The sequence below is a fragment of the Streptomyces sp. NPDC001100 genome, assembly GCF_053598575.1.
On sequence record NZ_JBSFKO010000017.1, the window covers coordinates 90,925 to 108,009 of the forward strand.

The 17,085-nt window shown below is 67.6% G+C and carries 9 protein-coding genes; 4 read left to right on the forward strand and 5 right to left on the reverse strand.

Features of this window, described 5'->3' with window-relative positions:
• Window positions 1-257 precede the first annotated feature (257 nt).
• Both ACWDEW_RS25000 and ACWDEW_RS25005 read left to right on the forward strand, forming a co-directional pair.
• On the forward strand, window positions 258-1,136 hold the full coding sequence (locus tag ACWDEW_RS25000; RefSeq protein WP_450515147.1) for a helix-turn-helix domain-containing protein: 879 nt from the start codon (window positions 258-260) through the stop codon (window positions 1,134-1,136).
• A complete protein-coding gene (locus ACWDEW_RS25005; RefSeq protein ID WP_450515148.1) occupies window positions 1,133-1,330 on the forward strand; it encodes a DUF397 domain-containing protein in 198 nt (65 codons plus the stop codon). The genes ACWDEW_RS25000 and ACWDEW_RS25005 overlap by 4 nt, the downstream gene beginning before the upstream one ends.
• 60 nt (window positions 1,331-1,390) lie before the next feature.
• Here the strand turns inward: ACWDEW_RS25005 and ACWDEW_RS25010 are convergent, their stop codons facing one another.
• The 4 genes from ACWDEW_RS25010 to ACWDEW_RS25025 all read right to left on the reverse strand — a co-directional run bounded on the left by ACWDEW_RS25010 (window position 1,391) and on the right by ACWDEW_RS25025 (window position 12,118).
• Window positions 1,391-6,547: a class I SAM-dependent DNA methyltransferase gene (locus ACWDEW_RS25010; protein ID WP_450515149.1), complete on the reverse strand. Its 5,157-nt coding sequence runs from the start codon at window positions 6,545-6,547 to the stop codon at window positions 1,391-1,393.
• Between the two features lie 34 nt (window positions 6,548-6,581).
• Complete coding sequence (locus tag ACWDEW_RS25015) at window positions 6,582-9,629, reverse strand: SNF2-related protein (protein ID WP_450515150.1); 3,048 nt, start codon at window positions 9,627-9,629, stop codon at window positions 6,582-6,584.
• Between the two features lie 91 nt (window positions 9,630-9,720).
• On the reverse strand, window positions 9,721-11,151 hold the full coding sequence (locus ACWDEW_RS25020; protein WP_450515151.1) for a protein kinase domain-containing protein: 1,431 nt from the start codon (window positions 11,149-11,151) through the stop codon (window positions 9,721-9,723).
• Between the two features lie 205 nt (window positions 11,152-11,356).
• Window positions 11,357-12,118, reverse strand: coding sequence for a DUF6338 family protein (locus ACWDEW_RS25025; protein ID WP_450515152.1), 762 nt, complete (start codon window positions 12,116-12,118; stop codon window positions 11,357-11,359).
• A 161-nt stretch (window positions 12,119-12,279) separates the two neighbouring features.
• Between ACWDEW_RS25025 and ACWDEW_RS25030 the strand changes: the two genes are divergently transcribed.
• Window positions 12,280-15,120: a CHAT domain-containing protein gene (locus ACWDEW_RS25030; protein WP_450515153.1), complete on the forward strand. Its 2,841-nt coding sequence runs from the start codon at window positions 12,280-12,282 to the stop codon at window positions 15,118-15,120.
• 35 nt (window positions 15,121-15,155) lie between these two features.
• Here the strand turns inward: ACWDEW_RS25030 and ACWDEW_RS25035 are convergent, their stop codons facing one another.
• Window positions 15,156-16,505: a tyrosine-type recombinase/integrase gene (locus ACWDEW_RS25035; protein ID WP_450515154.1), complete on the reverse strand. Its 1,350-nt coding sequence runs from the start codon at window positions 16,503-16,505 to the stop codon at window positions 15,156-15,158.
• A 224-nt stretch (window positions 16,506-16,729) separates the two neighbouring features.
• On the opposite strand from ACWDEW_RS25035, the gene ACWDEW_RS25040 reads away from it, so the two are divergent.
• Window positions 16,730-16,957 (forward strand): helix-turn-helix domain-containing protein, encoded by a 228-nt coding sequence (locus ACWDEW_RS25040; RefSeq protein WP_387687980.1) that lies wholly within the window; start codon window positions 16,730-16,732, stop codon window positions 16,955-16,957.
• The last annotated feature ends 128 nt before the right edge of the window (window positions 16,958-17,085 follow it).

Genomic DNA, 17,085 nt, shown 5'->3' on the forward strand with positions numbered 1-17,085 from the left:
CAGGTCTCGGGCCGGGGCGCGGGTTCGCCTGCGGCTTCGGCGTCGACTTCGGCTTTGGTCTCGGCTTCGGCTCCGGGAGTTCGCCGTGTGGGGGAAGTTCGGCTGTTCATGTGGCCCACGGTGCCGGTGCGGTCCTAGCGTGACCAGATACGGCGCGCACACGGAGAGTCGCTGTAGGTGTGCGGTACGCGCGTGTAGGCGGGACGGAGCGTGACGGCGGGCGCGGGGGCGCGTTGGCCGAGGGAGGTGGTACGGCGATGAGTGAACCGACGGGGCTGGTGGACGAGGCGTTCGAAAGCGGCGACGGCGACGGAGAGGGACGGCAGCCGGAATCCGACGCCGGCTCAGGTGTTCTGCGGGTCTTCGGGCGCCAGTTGAAGCGGTTCCGGGTGCGGGCGGGTCTGGAGCGGGCTGAGTTCGGCTCGCTGACGGGGTATTCGGTGTCCACCATCGCCGCGTACGAGCAGGGGCGCCGGGTGGCTCCGCCGAGGTTCATCGACCGGGCGGACGAGGTGCTGGACGCGGGCGGGGTCCTCCAGGAGATGAAGGAGGAGGTGGCTCGGGCACAGTATCCGGCGTTCTTTCGGGATGCGGCTCGGTTGGAGGGGGAGGCGGTTGAGCTGCACGTGTACGCGACGAAGGCTGTGCCGGGGCTGCTCCAGGCCGACGAGTATGCGCGTGCGGTGTTCACCATGTGGCGGCCGTTGCTGGCGCAGGACGTTATCGAGGAGCGGGTCGCGGCCCGCCTCGCCAGGCAGGAGATCTTCTCCCGCATGCCACAGCCCACCATCAGCTTCGTCATCGAAGAGTCAGTGCTGAGGAGGCCGCTCGGCGGTCGGCCGGTCATGCGGGGGCAACTGGAGCAGATCCTGCTCTTCGGCCAGCGTCGCAACGTCGAAATCCAGGTGATGCCAACTGAGTTGGAGGAGCATGCTGGACTTGAGGGGCCCTTCACCTTGATCGAGACGCGCGACGGGCGCAGGATCGCTTACGTGGAGGGGTACAAGGACAGCCGCCTGCATACCGAGCGCAGGGCAGTCCGGGAGCTTGAGGAGCAGTACGGCATCCTCAGGGCCCAAGCGCTCACCCCACGCGCGTCACTGGCCTTCGTCGAAAAGTTGCTGGGAGAACAATGAACGCCGAGAAGTCCACCGCGTCTGCGTTGGCGTGGTTCAAGAGCAGTTACAGCACGGGCTCGGGCGGGGAGTGCATCGAGGTCGCTGTCGGCCCTCACGCCGTCCACGTGCGGGACTCGAAGGACGTAGCTCGCCGTGGCCTTGCGGTCGAGGCTGAGGCTTGGACGACGTTCGTCGGCTTCGCCGCTCAGTAGGCAACAGGTGTGCCCCCGGACTGCACCGGGGGCACACCTATGTCCAGCCGTGTTGGCCGATTACGCTTTCGCCTTTTCACGGGTGGGCGGAGTCCAGCGCCCAGCGGCAATCTCCGCGTCCAGCCGTGCCTGGAAGTGCGCGTGCGCCGCCCGCATCTCGGCCTCACGGTCGGCCTTGTAGAAGGGCGCCTGGTAGCCCTCGGGGGGTGGGGTGTGCTCCGGGTCTTCCAGGTGGGACATGAGGTCGAGGTAGTCCTGCTTGGTCTGGCCGTGGCCGTAGGTGTTGAAGTCGGCCGCAATCTTGCGGCCATTCACGTCGAACCAGGTCGCCGACTCGTAGTCGTAGAGCTGGGGGTAGCGCGACTTGAAGATGGCGGCGAGTTGGTCGGCGGTGATGCCGAGCCAGACGGAGACGAGGGCGTCGAGTTCCACGAGGGCGGCACGGCGTTCGTGCTCGGTGCGGAGAGGAGTGCCGTACTCCCAGGCCGGATTGAGCCCGAGCGTCAGGGGCTTTAGGAATGGCCAGTCTGAGTTGGCCCAGCCCTCGTAGTCAGCCCAGCGCCGGTCGAACAACTCCTTCCAGAGCGGGGCGTAGTGAGAGGTGAGGGCGTTTAGACGGAGTGTGCGGAGGAGGAGAGCGGGGGCGAGGGGATGCTTTGGTTCAGGAGCTGGCATCTTGTGGGCCTCGGCGACGCGGAGGTCCGAGCGGCCGGTGATGCGAAGTAGGTAGTCAAGTGGCAGAGATGCCCAGAAACCTGCATTCAGTGCAGTCAGGTACTCGTCCCCAAGAGTCATCGAGCGCACGGCGTCGATGTGGGCAGGGCCAGGCGGGATTAGAGCAGCGTGCAGACAACGGCTGCTGTCAAAGGGGATCATCCTCCGCCAGGCCAGTCGAAAGTACGAGGTGTACGGCCTCCCATGCCAGGGGTCTTGATCTGCCAAGTACCTCGCTTCGTCAGCGGCCCGCACATAGTTGGTCACGGGAACGTATGAATCGGGAAGCGTAGATGGTTCAAGTAGATCCCAATCCCTGTTGCTTCGGCAGGGGATCTTCGGTTCCTTCGAAAATGGAAGGGCTGATGCGAAGTGCGGTCCCTGTATAATTACTTCTGCAAGTTCGGAGACGGTTTTATTGCTCCAACGGATAAGTCCGTTCTTTTTGGCGATGGTTTCGTTGTATCCGGGGGCAATCAGGGGACGAAAGCTGGCCAGGCTCTTGTTGTGTGTGGCCAGCGCCTCGATTGCTCCCTGTTCGCCGATGAGCACAGGGTACAGAAGGGGAGATTGTGCTGCTTCACTCGCTGACTCTGTGAGAGTCTTCCAGCTCGAAAGCAGCGTGGTATTCACATGCACTACTCGCTCACGGTGTGGCCGGATGTCCCACGAGCCGTTGTATTTAATGCCGGGTGTAGGTCCTTTCCCGTCATGAGTCAGGGAATCGGGCAAGGTTTGAGCGTCTCGGAGCTCGCTGAGGTGCAGGAAATCAGGATCTTGGGACGTGCCGTAAATATGCATCCCGAATTCGGCGGAACGGTTCAGGTCTTCGAATGCCCAGTTTGATGAGTTCACGAAATGTGCGTGCACCCGTAGATGCCGGTACGCGGCGGCGCGGATAGCTCCCTCACGTACCCCGCCAAAGTGAGTGTCAGGGTGAATGAGGCCGGCGCCTCCTTGTGGCGCAATATGCGACCACACCTGAGCCATGAACGCGCGGTATAGGTCGCTACGGGTGCCGAGGAGAAGCGGATACGTAGTCGGACTACCCAGCACCGCTGCCGACCCCGCGTGCGTGGCCAGTTCCGCAAGTAGGAAACCCTGGCTCCCCAGGCCACCCAGCACCTCTTCCTTACGGAGCCGCCACTCCGCTGCGCTCGGCTTGTCAGCAAGTACAAACCAAGGCTCCAACTCTGCAAGAACCTGATCCTCCTGCCAAGTAGGCCGAACCCAAGGTGGATTCCCCACCTGCAACTCAAACCCACCCCGCGCAAACACCTGCGCGAACTCCAACTCCCAATGGAAGAACCCCTGGGCCTTGGCCACATCCCTCGCCGCGCCCGCCCACAGGAACCGCTCCTCCAGCGACTGGAACCGGTCCATGCCCATCCACTCGGGCAGTTGGTCCTCGTAATCGGACAGACGGGCCAGCGTGTCGAACGTCGGCACCAGCGACTCCTCCGGCACATCCTGCGTGCCCAGCAGCGCCTCGGCGAAGTCGATCCAGTCGTCCAGGTCGGCGAGGGCGATGACGTCACGGCGCTCGCCCCTGATCTGCTCGGTGCGGCGGCCGGTGCGGCGCCGGGACACCGAGTCCCGTGTCAGCGTCATCTGCTGGGGCTCGGCGCTGAAACCGGGCAGCGCATCCGCCTCCCAAGCCAGCAGAACATCACCGACGTCACTCTCGTCACCACTCTCGACGCTCACCACCTCGAACTCCGCCGCACGTGCGGCCAGCGCCTTCGCCCGCGCGTACCGCTCGTCCGTACCGTCCAGCAGCGCGGCGCTCTGCACTGGCCAGAACCACAGCGCGCACCACGCGTCCATGACCGTCTTGAGGCGCCAGTAGGGGGTGTCCTCCGCCTGGAGCTCGGCCAGTACCGCGTCCCGCTGCACGGCGACCTCCGGCCGGCGCAGCCACTCGTCCTCCGCTCCCCATACCCGGATGCGACGGGAGATGTCACGCTCCGACAGCTCCAGCCGTCGTACGACCAGCCCCCACAGGTACTCGGCACGGCGGGCCAGCCCCTGGAGCCGGGCCGTCTGCTTCGCCGTCGGGGACTTGGTGACCGCCTTCCGCCACGCGGCCAGCGCCTTCGACTCGGCCGGAGCGAGTGCCTTCGCCTCCTTCTCGGCGGCGACCGCGCCCCACTCCTTCGCCGGGAGGAGGAAGTGGTGCACCGAGCCTTCCGGAAGCGGCGCCCCCTCCACTGCCTCCGCCAACGGGAAGCGCTCCGGGGTGGTGCCCAGCCAGCCGCCCTTCTTCAGCCGGTCGGCCGCGTACACCTCGCGCCGCCCGCCGATCAGCGAGTTGCCGCGCCGCAGGTGCAGGCCGAACCAGGGCGCCTCCATACCGGGGTGCATGGTGTTGAGCCACAACGACACCTCGGCCAGCTCCACGGCCGTCTCGTTGAGGTCGACGCCGTAGGAGTTGTGCAGGGCGATGTACGCCTTGGCCTTCTGGAGTTCGACGGCGTACTGGTCGGTGTCGATGGAGCGGCCCAGCTCGGTCTGCCTGCGCCGCAGATACTCCGCCGCGACCTGGTTGATCGCCTCGTTGAGGAACGCGCCCGAGCCGAGGGCGGGTTCGCAGATCCGCCAGTCCAGGAGGTCCTTCGCCTCAGTGGCGTCGGTGAGAAGCTGCTGGAGGGCCAGCTGCACGGTGACCCGCGTCAGCGACTCGGGCGTGTAGTAGGACGCGGAGGTCTGCCGGTCGCGGCCGGACAGGCGGTACACGAACGAGCCCGGCGCGTACCGCACGCGGAGTTCCTCACCGGTGACCCGGTCCCGGCGTCGTACGAACACCGAGTCGTCGTAGTCGGCGATCTTCGACTTGGGGACCAGCCAGGACCCGTCCTTCGGGTCACCGTGCTTGGCGACCTCGTACAGCTCCTCGCCCGCGATGAAGCCGCTGTACGACATCAGGCCCTCGTAGACCGCGCCGAGCTGGTTGATGCCAAGCTGCGCGTACGAGATGAAGCCGCCGCGTTCCCCCCGCTTCCCCTGGGTGATCATCAGGCTGTGCAGCACCTGGTGGAGGGTGGCGTTGCGCAGCCGGGTGTCCAGGTAGCGGACGGACTCGCCGCGTGCCAGGGCCTCGTCCGAGTCGTGGCGCGGGTCGGGGAGGCTGTCCGCCCCGATCAGGCGGATCGCGTCGCGTTCGAACAGCTTGCTGTGCAGCGGCTCGAAGCGCAGGCCGACGTCCTCGCTGGCCTTCTCGTCCGCCGTGTCGTCGTCGGCCGCCTCCACGCCGTGCGTGCGGCGCGGGCGGTAGCCGTCCTGCACCTTGCGGAACAGCAGGTCCAGGGACTCGTAGAGGTAGAAGCCGTTGCGCGCCGTGTCGCCCACCGGCTCACGCTCGGCGACGAGTTCACCGAGCCGGCCGAGCCCGTAGCCCTGCTGGTACTCGGGATAGTCGGCGGGCAGGATGCCCAGCTCGGGGCGGGCCTCCGCGTACAGCAGGAACAGGATCCGGTAGAGGTAGCGCAGCGACTCTCGGGTCAACCTGCGCCCGAGGTCGGGGAGTTCGCCGATGTCCTCGGGGCGCACGCCCTGCCCGTGCAGCCGCTGGAGCACCTCGTTCGCGATCAGTTCGACGCTCTTGCGCAGGCCGTCGCGGAGGTCGCTGGAGACGCCGACCGCGTGCTTAGTCGACTTGCCGACCAGCTCGGCCAGCGGGTTCTCGCCGCCCTCCTCCGGTGTGCGCAGCGAGTCCGCGCCGAACAGCGCGGCCACGGTGTCGAGTTCGCCGCCCGCCCGGGTGTCGTTGCGCTGGAGCGCGGTGTCCAGGGAGACGCCGAGATAGCGTCCCTCGCCCCACACCACGCGGTCGGCGAGGACGATCACCCCGCCGCCGAGGAGCAGCACGTACCGGTGCGGTTCCTCGCAGGCGAACAGGAAGGAGGCCAGTTTGGAGCCGGTCTCCACCGGGTGCGGGCCGTCCAGCGGCACCGGTTCCAGCAGGCGTCCACGGCCCTTCGGGTCGAGCGCCGCGTCGGGTTCGGCGGCCCAGCCGCAGTCCAGCGCGACCAGGCCCTTCTCGGCGTGGGCGACCGGGACCTCGTACCGCTGGCCCGCCCGCTCGACGGACAGGACGCGCGGCTTCGCGTCGTAGCCGAGCGCGCGCAGCACCTCGGCGTTGAGCGCCCGTACCCGCTCCCGCCACTCCGGCTCCCGGTAGGTCAGGCGGTCGTCGTCGGTGTCGCGGACGCTGATGATGCCGTCCTCGTCCTCGGGCAGGGCGAAGGAGGACCGCGCGCGGAAGTAGCCCCGGCGCAGCGCCCGCAGTCCGGCTCGCGGGGTCACCGGGAGTTCGGTACGGCCGGGCGTCGGCGCGGCGGACGTCTCCTCCTCGGTTCCGCCGTCGTCGGCGGGCGGCTTCGCCGCCTCCTCGCGTTCCTTCCACCGCTGGAGCAGGCCCGACTTGAGATCCTTCGGCAGCACCTCGGCCAGGTAGTGAGCCGAGAAGTAGTCGCCACGGTTGACCAGGGAGTCGTACGTCATGACAAGGCTTCTCTCAGGGGGTCACAGACCGGGGTCACGGGGCGGCGGTCGGGGGCGCGTAGCGGAAGGCGGACGGCGACATCGCGAGGGAGACGGGCGGGGCTTCGCCGCCGTTCCCGCGGTCGCCGGCGGGTTCGGTGTCGGGTACCAGCACCGCGAGGATCCGCAGCAGGGGCTGGCCCGTCGTCAGCAGCGAGTCGGCTAGATCGACGAGGCGCTCCCGGGTGCGTTCCCCGTCCAGCGAGGGCTGCTCCCAGGCGCCGAGCCGCAGCTTGTACTCCTCGACGGGGCGACGCAGCGGCTCGTCCCAGGCGTCGCGGTGTGCGTTGAGGAATGCCTCGGCCGTCTCCAGCACCCGGGGGAGGGCGGCGCGCAGCGGCTCGGGATCGAGGTAGCCCCGCTTGTTCGCCATGGCCGGGCCGACACCGGCGCGGCGCAGCAGGGAGACCATGTCGTCGTCGGCCAAGCCCTCCCAGAAGTACCTCTTCCTCCCCTCCTCCGTCGAAACGGCGGTCTGCCGCCAGGTCACGCCCATCCACTTCACGACGGTCGGCCGGCCCAGCTTGTTGGAGTACACGCCCTGGACCAGGTAGACCGGCTCCGCCACGTTCGACGTGATCATCGGCGCCTCCTGGCGGCCGAGTCCGACGAGCACCTTGTCGGTGAGCCAGTCGACGACCGGGTGCAGGTCCGTGAGCAGGGAGATCTCGGGCCAGCTCGACGTGGACGACTGGCGGGCGCGTTGCAGGGAGTGCTCGGCGAGACGGCGGTTGAAGGTCACCAGCAGCCGCTCCCGCAGGCGCTGCTCGCGCAGGTAGTCCGAGGGGAGCGCCTTGAGGCGGTGGACGAGTTCAGCCGGCGGGCGGAAGGAGAGCAGCCCGGACTGCTGGTCGCGGTCCAGGTCCAGCCGGTCGCGGGCGTCCGGGTACACCTCACGCAGCGCCTCGTCCACGAAGTGGGCGGTGGAGTCGAAGAGACGGGGGAGCACCGGGCTCGCGTCGTCGGCGCCGGCCGACGGCAGCGCTCCGGCCGGAGTCGGCGCGGCGTGCTCGTCGGCGCCCGGGGCCCCGGACGTCCCCGCGGTCACGTCCACCGAGCCGAAGAAGTCCGCGAGGAAGTCCTCAAGACCGGCGTCCTGGCCGTCGGCGGCGGAGCGGGGTGTGTCCAGGGACTCGTCGACGGTCCTGCCGCTCAGCAGGTCCTGGATGAGGGACCGCTCCTCCGCCTCCGCCCGGTACAGGCCGGTCACCGCCTCCGCCGTGCCCAGCGAGCGGTGCGCCTGGTCCTCGCGTTCCAGCAGCCGCTCGGCGACCACCGTGTCGTCCTTGGCGCCCGCCACCTCGCTGGTCAGGATCAGCGCCCGGAACTCCGGCGGGTGGGCCTGCCCGTACCGGTCGATACGGCCGTTGCGCTGCTCGATCCTGATCAGCGACCACGGCACGTCGTAGTGCACCAGCTGGTGGCACTGCCGGTGCAGGTTGACGCCCTCGGAGGCCACGTCACCGGTGAGCAGGACCCGGACGGGCGTGTCGGCCAGGCCGAACTCCTCGACACGGGCCATCTGCTGCTCGTCCGAGAGCCCGCCGTGCATGACGCGGACGCAGTCGAGGGCCGCGCGGCCCCGGAAGCCGAGGGCGGCGGGCAGCACCTGGGCCAGCCACTCCAGGGTCTGGACCCGCTCGGAGAACACCACGACCCGTGCCTCGGAACCGGGTCCCACTCCGATCTCCTCGCGCAACTGCCGCACCAGGGCGGCGAACTTCGCGGAGTCCGTCTCACCGAGACCGGCGGCCAGCTCCGACAGCCGGTACAGGGCGGCGAGTTCGGCCTCGGTACCGCGCCGGTCCTCTTTCTTCTCCAACGTCCTGATCCGCGCGGAGACCGTGGCCCGCAGCGCGGCGTGGGAGGACAGGAACGACTTCAGCAGCGTGTAGGGGAAGAGGGGGACGGCGCTGACCGAGGCGCCGCCATCACCGGGCAGCCAGACGGCGGCCAGTTCCTCGAAGATCTTCTCCTCGGCGGGGGTGGCTGGACAGTGCACCGAGCGGGAGGGACCCCGGTCAGCCCACTGGCCCTTCATCTGCTCGCGGACCTCGGGGCTGATCTTCGTCCGCCGGATGAACAGGTGCTCGATGTCGGCCGCGCGGTAGTTCTCCGGGTCGCGGATCGCCACCGGGTCCAACAGCCGGATCAGTTCGGCGAAGGACTTCGCGTCGCCGTTGTGCGGGGTCGCGGAGGCGAGGATCAGGGCGTCCGTACGGGGGGCGAGCGTGCGCGCGAGCTGGTTGCGCAGCGAACCGCGGTTGATCAGGTTGTGCGACTCGTCGATGACGACCGCGTCCCAGCGGATCTGCTCCAGATGGTGCTGGTACTGGTCGGTGTTCTTGAGCGTGTCGATGGAGACGATGACCCGCTTGAACGAGGTGAACGGGTTGCGGCCGGCCGGGATCTCCCGCTGGATGCGCTCGATGCCCACCGAGTCCAGCCGCACCAGCGGGATGGCGAACCGCGTCCACAGCTCGTGCTGGAACTGCTCCAGCACATGCTGCGGGGTGACCACCAGGATCCGCTCGCCCCGGCCGCGGCGGATCAGCTCGGCCAGGGTCAGGCCGATCTCCAGAGTCTTGCCGAGGCCCACCACGTCCGCGATCAGCAGCCGCGGGCGCAGATTGGCACCGGACAGGGCCAGCTGGGCGGGGCGCCGCTGGTAGGGCAGCGGGTCCATCAGGAACGAGTCGGCAAGCGCCAGGCGCTGTTCCGACTGGGGCAGCGCGGTGCGGCGCAGCACCGCCTCCAGGAACAGCCGGGAGCGACGGTAGTTCGGGGAGTCGTCCCTGACGAGCATGGTCGCGCCCGGGTCGAGCAGTTCGATACGGTCCAGGCCGGAGAAGAACACGGCCTCCTGGTCACGGACGAACTCCGACACCCCGACGACCTCGATGCGCGTACCGTCGTCCGACGTCGGCATCGAGCTTTTGACCAGCCACTCCTCGTCCCGCACGACCACCAGGGCACCCGCCGGGTACTGGTCCCGGCCGCTCGTGGCGCCGGTCTGGTCCGCGCTGGTCTGGACGGCGGTCACCCGTGGCCTCCTGAGGCGATTCGATCGTGCGTGTGTGGGCGGGGCCCTCGTGAGGGCCCGCTCATTATCGCGGGTATGCGGGGCGTACGGGTCAGAAGGGTGTACTGGCCGCATACGCCTCGCGCAGCCGACGAGCGGTGATCCGGGCCTGCGCCGAACTCCGAGGGGAAGGGCGGTCCGCGCGAACACGCTCGGACGCGCGGCGCGGGGACAGCGGAGCGGCCGATTCCGCGGCGGTCAGGTCCTGGCTCGGACCGGTGGTGTCCGTCCCGGCTCGGGACGCCCCCCGGGGGGCCGACGTGGAGGCGGCATGCTCATCGGAGGACGGCTCTGGAGGCGCGTCGACACGGCGGAACAGAAGTCGGGGATCGGCGGGCGGCGCCGCTGGAGCGGGCAGCGGTGGTGCGTCGGAGTCGGCGGGGGCGGGGACCGGCGGCAGCCCGGTGCCCGCCTGGACGGGGCCCGATGGCACCTCGGGGCCGGCCGGGACGCCGTCCTGCCCTCGTCGGCTCGACCGGGGGCCCGCCGCCTCCCGCTCCCGCTCCTCCGGCTCGGCCGTGGGAGTTCCGGCCGTCCCGGGCGCCGTGCGCACCCCTGGCCCGGACGCACGGCCGACAGCGAGGAGGTCGTCCAGGACGTGGGTCGGAGTGGCCGTGTACGTCGTGAGCCTGCGGCGTGCCTGGGCGACCTTCAGCCCCTGTGCCTCGATCAGCGCGCGGCAGCGCCTTACGACCTCGGCGAGATCCGGCCGGTCCTGCGGGCGGTGGGCCAGCATGGCGGTGAGCAGCGGCACGAGCTCGTCCGGGGCTCCGGACAGATCTGGTGCGAACGCGGGGTCGACGACGTGGTGGAACAGCAGGTTGATGTTGTCGGCCCGGTAGGGCGGATGGCCCGAGGCGGCGAACAGCAGGACGGCGCCCAGCGCATACACGTCGACCGCGGGGGTCAGGGGCTTCTCACCGTTCGCCTGCTCGGGCGGCATGCACGAGGGCGTGCCGACGACCGTGTGCGGCGCGGTCAGCGACACACTGGACTCCGCGAACACCGCGAGCCCGAAGTCGATCACCTTCGGTCCATTCGGCCCGAGGAGCACGTTGGCCGGCTTCAGATCGCGGTGGAGCAGACCCTGTCGGTGCACCGTGGCCAGCGCCTCGGCCAGCGTCGCACCCAGCGCCGCCGTCAGCAGCGCGGGCAGCGGACCGTGGGCGGCCACGTGACGGCTCAGATCGAGACCCTCGACGTACTCGGTCGCCAGCCACGGCCGCTCCGCCTCCGGGTCGGCGTCCAGGAGGGCGGCGATCCTGGCACCCCAGATCGTCTTGAGGATCTCCACTTCCTGCGCGAACCTGGTCCGCGTCTCGGAGTCGACCAGGGACGGCTTGATCACCTTGACGGCGGCCGGTTCCCCGCCGGGTGACTCGCCCAGGTACACCTGGCCCATGCCGCCCTGCCCGATCCGGCCGAGCAGCTCGTATCCGCCCAGCTCGGCGGGATCGTCGGGACCGAGGGGGGCGATGTGCACGTGAGGCCTCACTTTCAGCACGGTCGAACCGGGGCAGGCAGCCCCTGCCAAGCTAGCCCACGCCCTGGGGGAAGGGCATGCCGCTCAGCTCGGGTGACGCCGGCGAACCCTGATCCGGGCCGGGGTGAAGGTGTGACCGTTCCGCAGGGCGGACGCCTCGCGTCACTCTTCGTCGGCCGTGCCGGTGCCGACGCCGGTGTCCGGCTCAGCGACTGGGGGCGGCGTCGGCGGAGCCTGCGTCGGCTCGGGCCGGCTGCCGACGGGCCGGTACCCCCTCTTCCCGTTGGGGTCCAACTGCGGTCGTGTCTCGGTCACCTGCCGTGTCTCCCTCTTCAGCCCCAGGAGGTACCTCGACGAAGTCGAGGAACTCCACATCATTCATCCGAATATAGATCCCGCCGGAATGCGGCAGCGGACGTTCGAACGATCCGGCGCCGGACACGGCCCATGTGGTCTGCAGATACAGGTCTGCGGCTTCCGGGTAGCCGGAGGTATAGGACTTCTCCCCGTAATACCCACCCACCCAGTGACCGCTCTTCAGCCGGGCACGTACCAGACAATGGCTCCGACGCTGGAAGACCTTGTCCCATGCTGTGGGGATCGGGTCGTAGGTGGACCGACTTCCTCGCGAGCCCAGCCATGAGGTGAGCCCGGCGGCAGCGGCCGGCACCACGATCAACAGGGTTGTCGCTGTCAGCGCGGCGATGCGAGGGTTGTCGGCCGCGCCGGTCAGCCAGCCCCGGCGACGGTCGTAGACGAGGTGCACCAACCACGGGCCCGCGAGCAGGACGTAAAGGGTGTCGAGAGCGATACCCGCCGTCACGGCTCGGAGTATGCGCTCTCCGAGGTCTCTGTGGCCCGGGACCGGACCACGGGCGCGTTCGCGGACGAACTGGTAGGTCACGCCGGGGAGTACCAGAAGAAGAACGATCACGACCTGGGTGACCGTGGTGGGCGCGTGCGGCATCGTCTTATGCCCTTCTGAACTGCGGGTGCAGGATCCTCGCGACCTGATGGCCTGATGTCCCCTGATCCCGCGATGACTTGCGGGTACCCCAGACATACTGGCGTGGCGATTGCTCACTGTCGGGGAGACCGGGACGACTGATGCGGGACCATCTGCTTCGCATGCGCACCATATGGGCCGACGGCCTCGCAGCGCGGGTCTGCCACAAACTCAGACCCGAGACATGTCGTTCCGGCATGTTCCCTTCATGGGTCGCGGATGACCAACTGGCGCTTGCCACCGTGCTGACCCGCATCGCCGCGGACGACATCGGATGCAGATCTCCGCAGACCATCGGTGATCGGCTCCGATCAGCCGGCCTCGTCCTCCCAGAGGTACCCGGATCGGTGGTGGCCCGTGACCTCGTCATGCCTGTCCTGCACACGGTTCGCAGTGATGGCGTGCCGTGGGAACGGTGGTGGGACGTGGGCGGACTCCATGCAGTGCTGATCGAGTTGTGGGCGGGACGCCAGCTGTCGACACACTCGCCGGAGAAGGTCCGCGACGCACTCACGGCGGTCTGGTGCCTTGAGGACGACAGGCTTGTCGACACCGTCCTGGACAACGCTGAGGATCCCTTCGCCTTCCTGCCCCCGGATCTCCTGCACGAGTCCGCCACCGGAACGGCGAAGGCGTGCGCGCAGTACCTCGTCACCAGAGGCTTGATGAAGATCACCCTCCCTGATGCTTTTCTGAGCACAAGGCCGGGGCTGGCTGACAGGCCGGACCTCACGGAGGTCCTGAAGCGCTGGCACCAACGCGTCGATCTGGAAGACACCCTGCATCGCGTCAGGGACCTCTCACCAGAACTCTTGACGGGTTTACGCAAGGACCTCGACGCGTGGGATGCCCAGATGGGTCAGCTGTTGTCTCTCCTCACAGCACATGAGCTCAAGCTGGTCGTGCCCACGACGGAGGATGAACGGTACGGAGAGGAGTGCCTTCGGGCGGGCCGAGGCATGCATCGAGCCGAACTGATTCCAGATGACGCTTTGTTGTGGCAGCCGGATTCCGTCGCCCGGAACTCCTCGGTGCCCGACTGGATGTCCGAGGAAATCATTACGTGCGGAACCCGCTTCCTCCACAGACAGGCAGGTCCTCACCCCGTCTGGCTGGCCACAGTGGAGACGGACACGCATATGGCGGCCGTGCGGGAGTTGATGGAGCCGCCAACACGGTATGGCATCGGAGTCGAGGACTACGGTGGCGGTCTGAGGCTGTGGTTCGAGTTCCCCACGCTTCCGGCCGACCCCGACCCTCCGTTCCGGGCTCCGTACACCTACTCCCTCTCCTGGGTGGAGCACGCTTGGGAACTGCTGCATCTTGCGACCGTTGGTTATGCCCGCCTCAGCATCGTCCGGCTTGTCGGCGACGGTGAGCTCAGGGCCGTGGGCAGCATCCGCCTCGGTCTGCCGGAAGAGGTGCGCGCCAGGGCCAAGGAAGCCGCGATCGCGGCGCTCCGCCGGCTGGTTGGGGACGAGACGCAGACGATAAGGCAAAGGATCGCCTTTGAGGGCCACGATCAGGCCGCAGAGGTCGCCTTCCAGATCTGCGAAACGGCGAAGGGCGAGGACATTCATGACGAGCTCGCCCTGGAGTCCGACGGTGCTGATTACCAATCTTTCATGACAGCCGCACGTCACCTCGCCCGGGTACGGGCTCGACATGCCACCGGTCTGCTCGACGAGGAAAGTTCATTGGAGGTGGGCGCTGAGTTGAAGGCCGCTGTCGAGAGCAGGCAGCGCGCTCTGGAACTCCTTCGGGCCGCCACGGGGCGAGGGAACGGCATTGCGAGGCCGAGTGGCCATTCCGGCAAGCCCTTGGTGGATGAACAAACGGCGTTCGTCCACCTCATCAACCGGTACGGCACACTTCAGCTCGCGGTGTGCCGGACCCGTGCGGGCCGCTCGCACTTCGATCTGGTCACGTGCGAGGAGTTCCCCCTCGGACCTCTGGCCATCGCGGTTGATGAATGGACACGGCAAGCACCGGATCACCCTCGACGCGTGTGGTACGACTACCTGGAGCAGTTGGTCGCCGAGTGCGGTGGGCTGGCACAAGCCGTCATCGAGACGGTTTCGCCCCATGAAGTCCGTCGGTTGGTGCTCAGCCCCACGGCTCCGCTGGAGCTACTGCCTCTCCACGCAGCTCCGCTTGACAGCGCTCGCACCTCAAGCTTGACCGATGCTTTCGAGCAGGTGGTCTACGCCCCTACGGCTCGACTCGTGTCCGCCATCGAGAGTTCCCAGCGGCATGGGGCCGTGATCGAGGTGTTGGTGGTGGCACACGGCGGTGGTCACCTCCCCGGCATCGAGCTGATCAGCGGGCCACTGTGCGAAGCCGACGTGATCGCCGGTCTCCACGACAGCGTGGAAGTTCTCATGCAGGAGGAGGCGACCCCGGACCGCGCTCTGTACATGATGCCCATGGCCCGGATCGTCCACGTCGCGGCACACGGCCTCACACATCCGAATCGCTGGGCTGCAGGACTCGCTCTGCACGGCGGTTCACTGGGGACGGCCATGCTCACTTCCAGCGGGGTCCTCGCAGACGGGGCCTTCTCCAGTGTCGACCTGGTCATCCTGAACGCTTGCAGAACGGGCACGCACGAAGGCACCGGTCGTACTGTGCAGACTCTGCGCAGCATCGAGTCCGCGTTTCTTGCCCGCGGCGCAAGAGCGGTGATCTCCACTCTGTGGGACATCACTGACCTGCAAGGTGTCGTGTTCTCCGCTGTGCTTCACGCACACCTCGGCGTCGGCGCGGACTCCCACACCGCTTACGGCGACACCATCCGCTACCTACGTGAACACCGGTGGCGAGTGTCCTCGGAGGCAGGTCCGGTGTGCGCCGCCGAATCAGCAATCGACGCGATGCTTCCGGATTGGCGAAGCCACCTTGACCAACAGGTCGCCGAAAACCCGCTGTTCTGGGCTGCATTCAAGATCACCGGAGTTGTCTGAGCCACATCTCCATACCGCTCCCTTTCGGCATGCTGTCAAGCTCGGAGTTGCCCACGCCGGAAAGGTTTTGGGAAAGGCGTGTCCGAGGCCCGAGCTGCAAGTGTTGCCCCATTCCGTAGTGCGCCTGCCGGTGTGTCGATGTGTGAGAACACGGTTCCGAATACGGTGACCGTGACCTCCTCGACGGCGAGGGGCGGGTGGGCGTAAGTGTCCCAGGTCTCGGAGAACTTGGCGTGCCGGGAGAGTGCCTGCACGGTCTTCGGATCGTGCCTGCCGGAGCCGCCGAGCGTGCTGGTGTAGAAGTGCTTGAGGTCGTGGAAGCGGGTCCTGTCCGGAAGCCCGGCTTGCTTCACTGCCTTTCGCCATTTCTGATGGAAGTCGCTGATCAGTACGGGCCGGCCATAACGGTTCGTGACGATCAGGCCCTCGTCCGGCGGCTCGACGTAGCCTCGTGCCCGGCGGCGGCGTTCGGCGCCTGGCGAGACGGGCTCCGGCTCGGAGAACCGTGACATGTGATGCATCAGCCGCTCGATCAGGAAGCGATCCACCGGCAAGGTCGCGTAACTGGCCTTGGTCTTGAGGCGGACGGCCCTGCCTCGCTGCCGTTGCTCTTCAATGTGAAGCAGGTCGTGTTGCCAGGCCACCTGACTTCGCTTCAGCCCAAAGGCCTCGCCCTGGCGCAGCCCGGCGCAGGCCCCGAGCCAGATCAGGACCTCATAGCGCGGCGCGACCTTCCGCATCGCCCCTGCGACCGCGGCGACCTGCCCAGGAGACAGTGCGACCTTGATGCGGGGGATAACGTCCGGGAGTTCGATCCGCGCCACGATGTTGGGAGGGAGCGGGACGTCCTCGTCCAGCATGTAATGCACGAGGATGCGCCAGGTCTTGAAGATCTGGACGACGGTACAGGCCGAGTCGATGCCTTGCTTGTCGAGGAGGTAGTCGACGAAGGCCATGGAATCGGGGCGGCGCAGGCTGTCTGCGGTGCGGTGGCCGGCGAAAGGCAGGATGTGGTTGCGGAGATGGCTTTCGTAGGTGTCGCAGGTGTTGGCATTCTTCTTCCGCTTGCGCCTCCTGTTCATCATCTCGGTTGCGAAGTATGCAACTTGCAGGCTGCCTGGATTGCTGACGCGCGATGTCTTCCTTTCGGCTTCCGTGAGCACCTTGTCCAGGCAGTCGCGGGCTTCCTGCCAGGTGGCAAACGCTGGTCGTTTCTCTTTTCCTGAGCAGTCGGTGTACCGGGCCTGCCAGCGATGCCCTCGGCCGTGATCCGCAGACGGGTACAGAGGCTGCCGTGGTGCGCCACATCGGCACGGTACGTCACCGCGCTCTGGTTTTGGATATTTCTTGTGCCAGCGATCGAACGGCTCGATTGGTTGGCTCATGTGCCTGCCCTGAAAAACGGAGTTGCGTGCTGGACCTGTCGCCGCCCCCTTCTCACTGGCTTGGCGACGTGCGCGTCGGCTTGTCTCCGCCCGCCAGGGCGATGCTGTCCGCTACAACCAGTAGTTATGCACAGCTGTTCATGGTGCATGCAAAGGTGTGACGGTCGAGTCGCTGTGTGCCAGCACGTGAACCGTCACCGGACCCACGACTCCTGTCTCTGGGTATGCAGATCCGTCGCCTCAGAGAGGAGCGGGAATACAGCCTGGAAGATCTCGCAGAACGCAGCGGGCTGAGCTTCCGCGGCCTCATCTATATCGAGCACGGACAGCGTAGTCCCAGCGTTCTGACGCTCTTGGACATCGCTGCAGGGCTCGATGTAGAACCGGGGCAACTCGTCAATCACATCGCCCAGGAAGAATCCGGTAAATCTGCCACTGATGGTACGAGGTGACAATCCGAGGATCGTGTGGCCGCCGGGCTCTATGTGGTAGGCGGTGTCGCCGCCGACGTTGTTGATGTGCAGGCGTACGGGCCGGTCCCGGTCACGCTGGTGCGGATGCGGCACGGGTGTCGGCTCGT

Coding starts and splice junctions, on each gene's coding strand:
- ACWDEW_RS25000 (WP_450515147.1), top strand. CDS start 258: ATGAGTGAACCGACGGGGCTGGTGGACGAGGCGTTCGAAAGCGGCGAC.
- ACWDEW_RS25005 (WP_450515148.1), top strand. CDS start 1,133: ATGAACGCCGAGAAGTCCACCGCGTCTGCGTTGGCGTGGTTCAAGAGC.
- ACWDEW_RS25010 (WP_450515149.1), bottom strand. CDS start 6,547: ATGACGTACGACTCCCTGGTCAACCGTGGCGACTACTTCTCGGCTCAC.
- ACWDEW_RS25025 (WP_450515152.1), bottom strand. CDS start 12,118: ATGCCGCACGCGCCCACCACGGTCACCCAGGTCGTGATCGTTCTTCTT.
- ACWDEW_RS25030 (WP_450515153.1), top strand. CDS start 12,280: ATGCGCACCATATGGGCCGACGGCCTCGCAGCGCGGGTCTGCCACAAA.
- ACWDEW_RS25035 (WP_450515154.1), bottom strand. CDS start 16,505: ATGAGCCAACCAATCGAGCCGTTCGATCGCTGGCACAAGAAATATCCA.
- ACWDEW_RS25040 (WP_387687980.1), top strand. CDS start 16,730: ATGCAGATCCGTCGCCTCAGAGAGGAGCGGGAATACAGCCTGGAAGAT.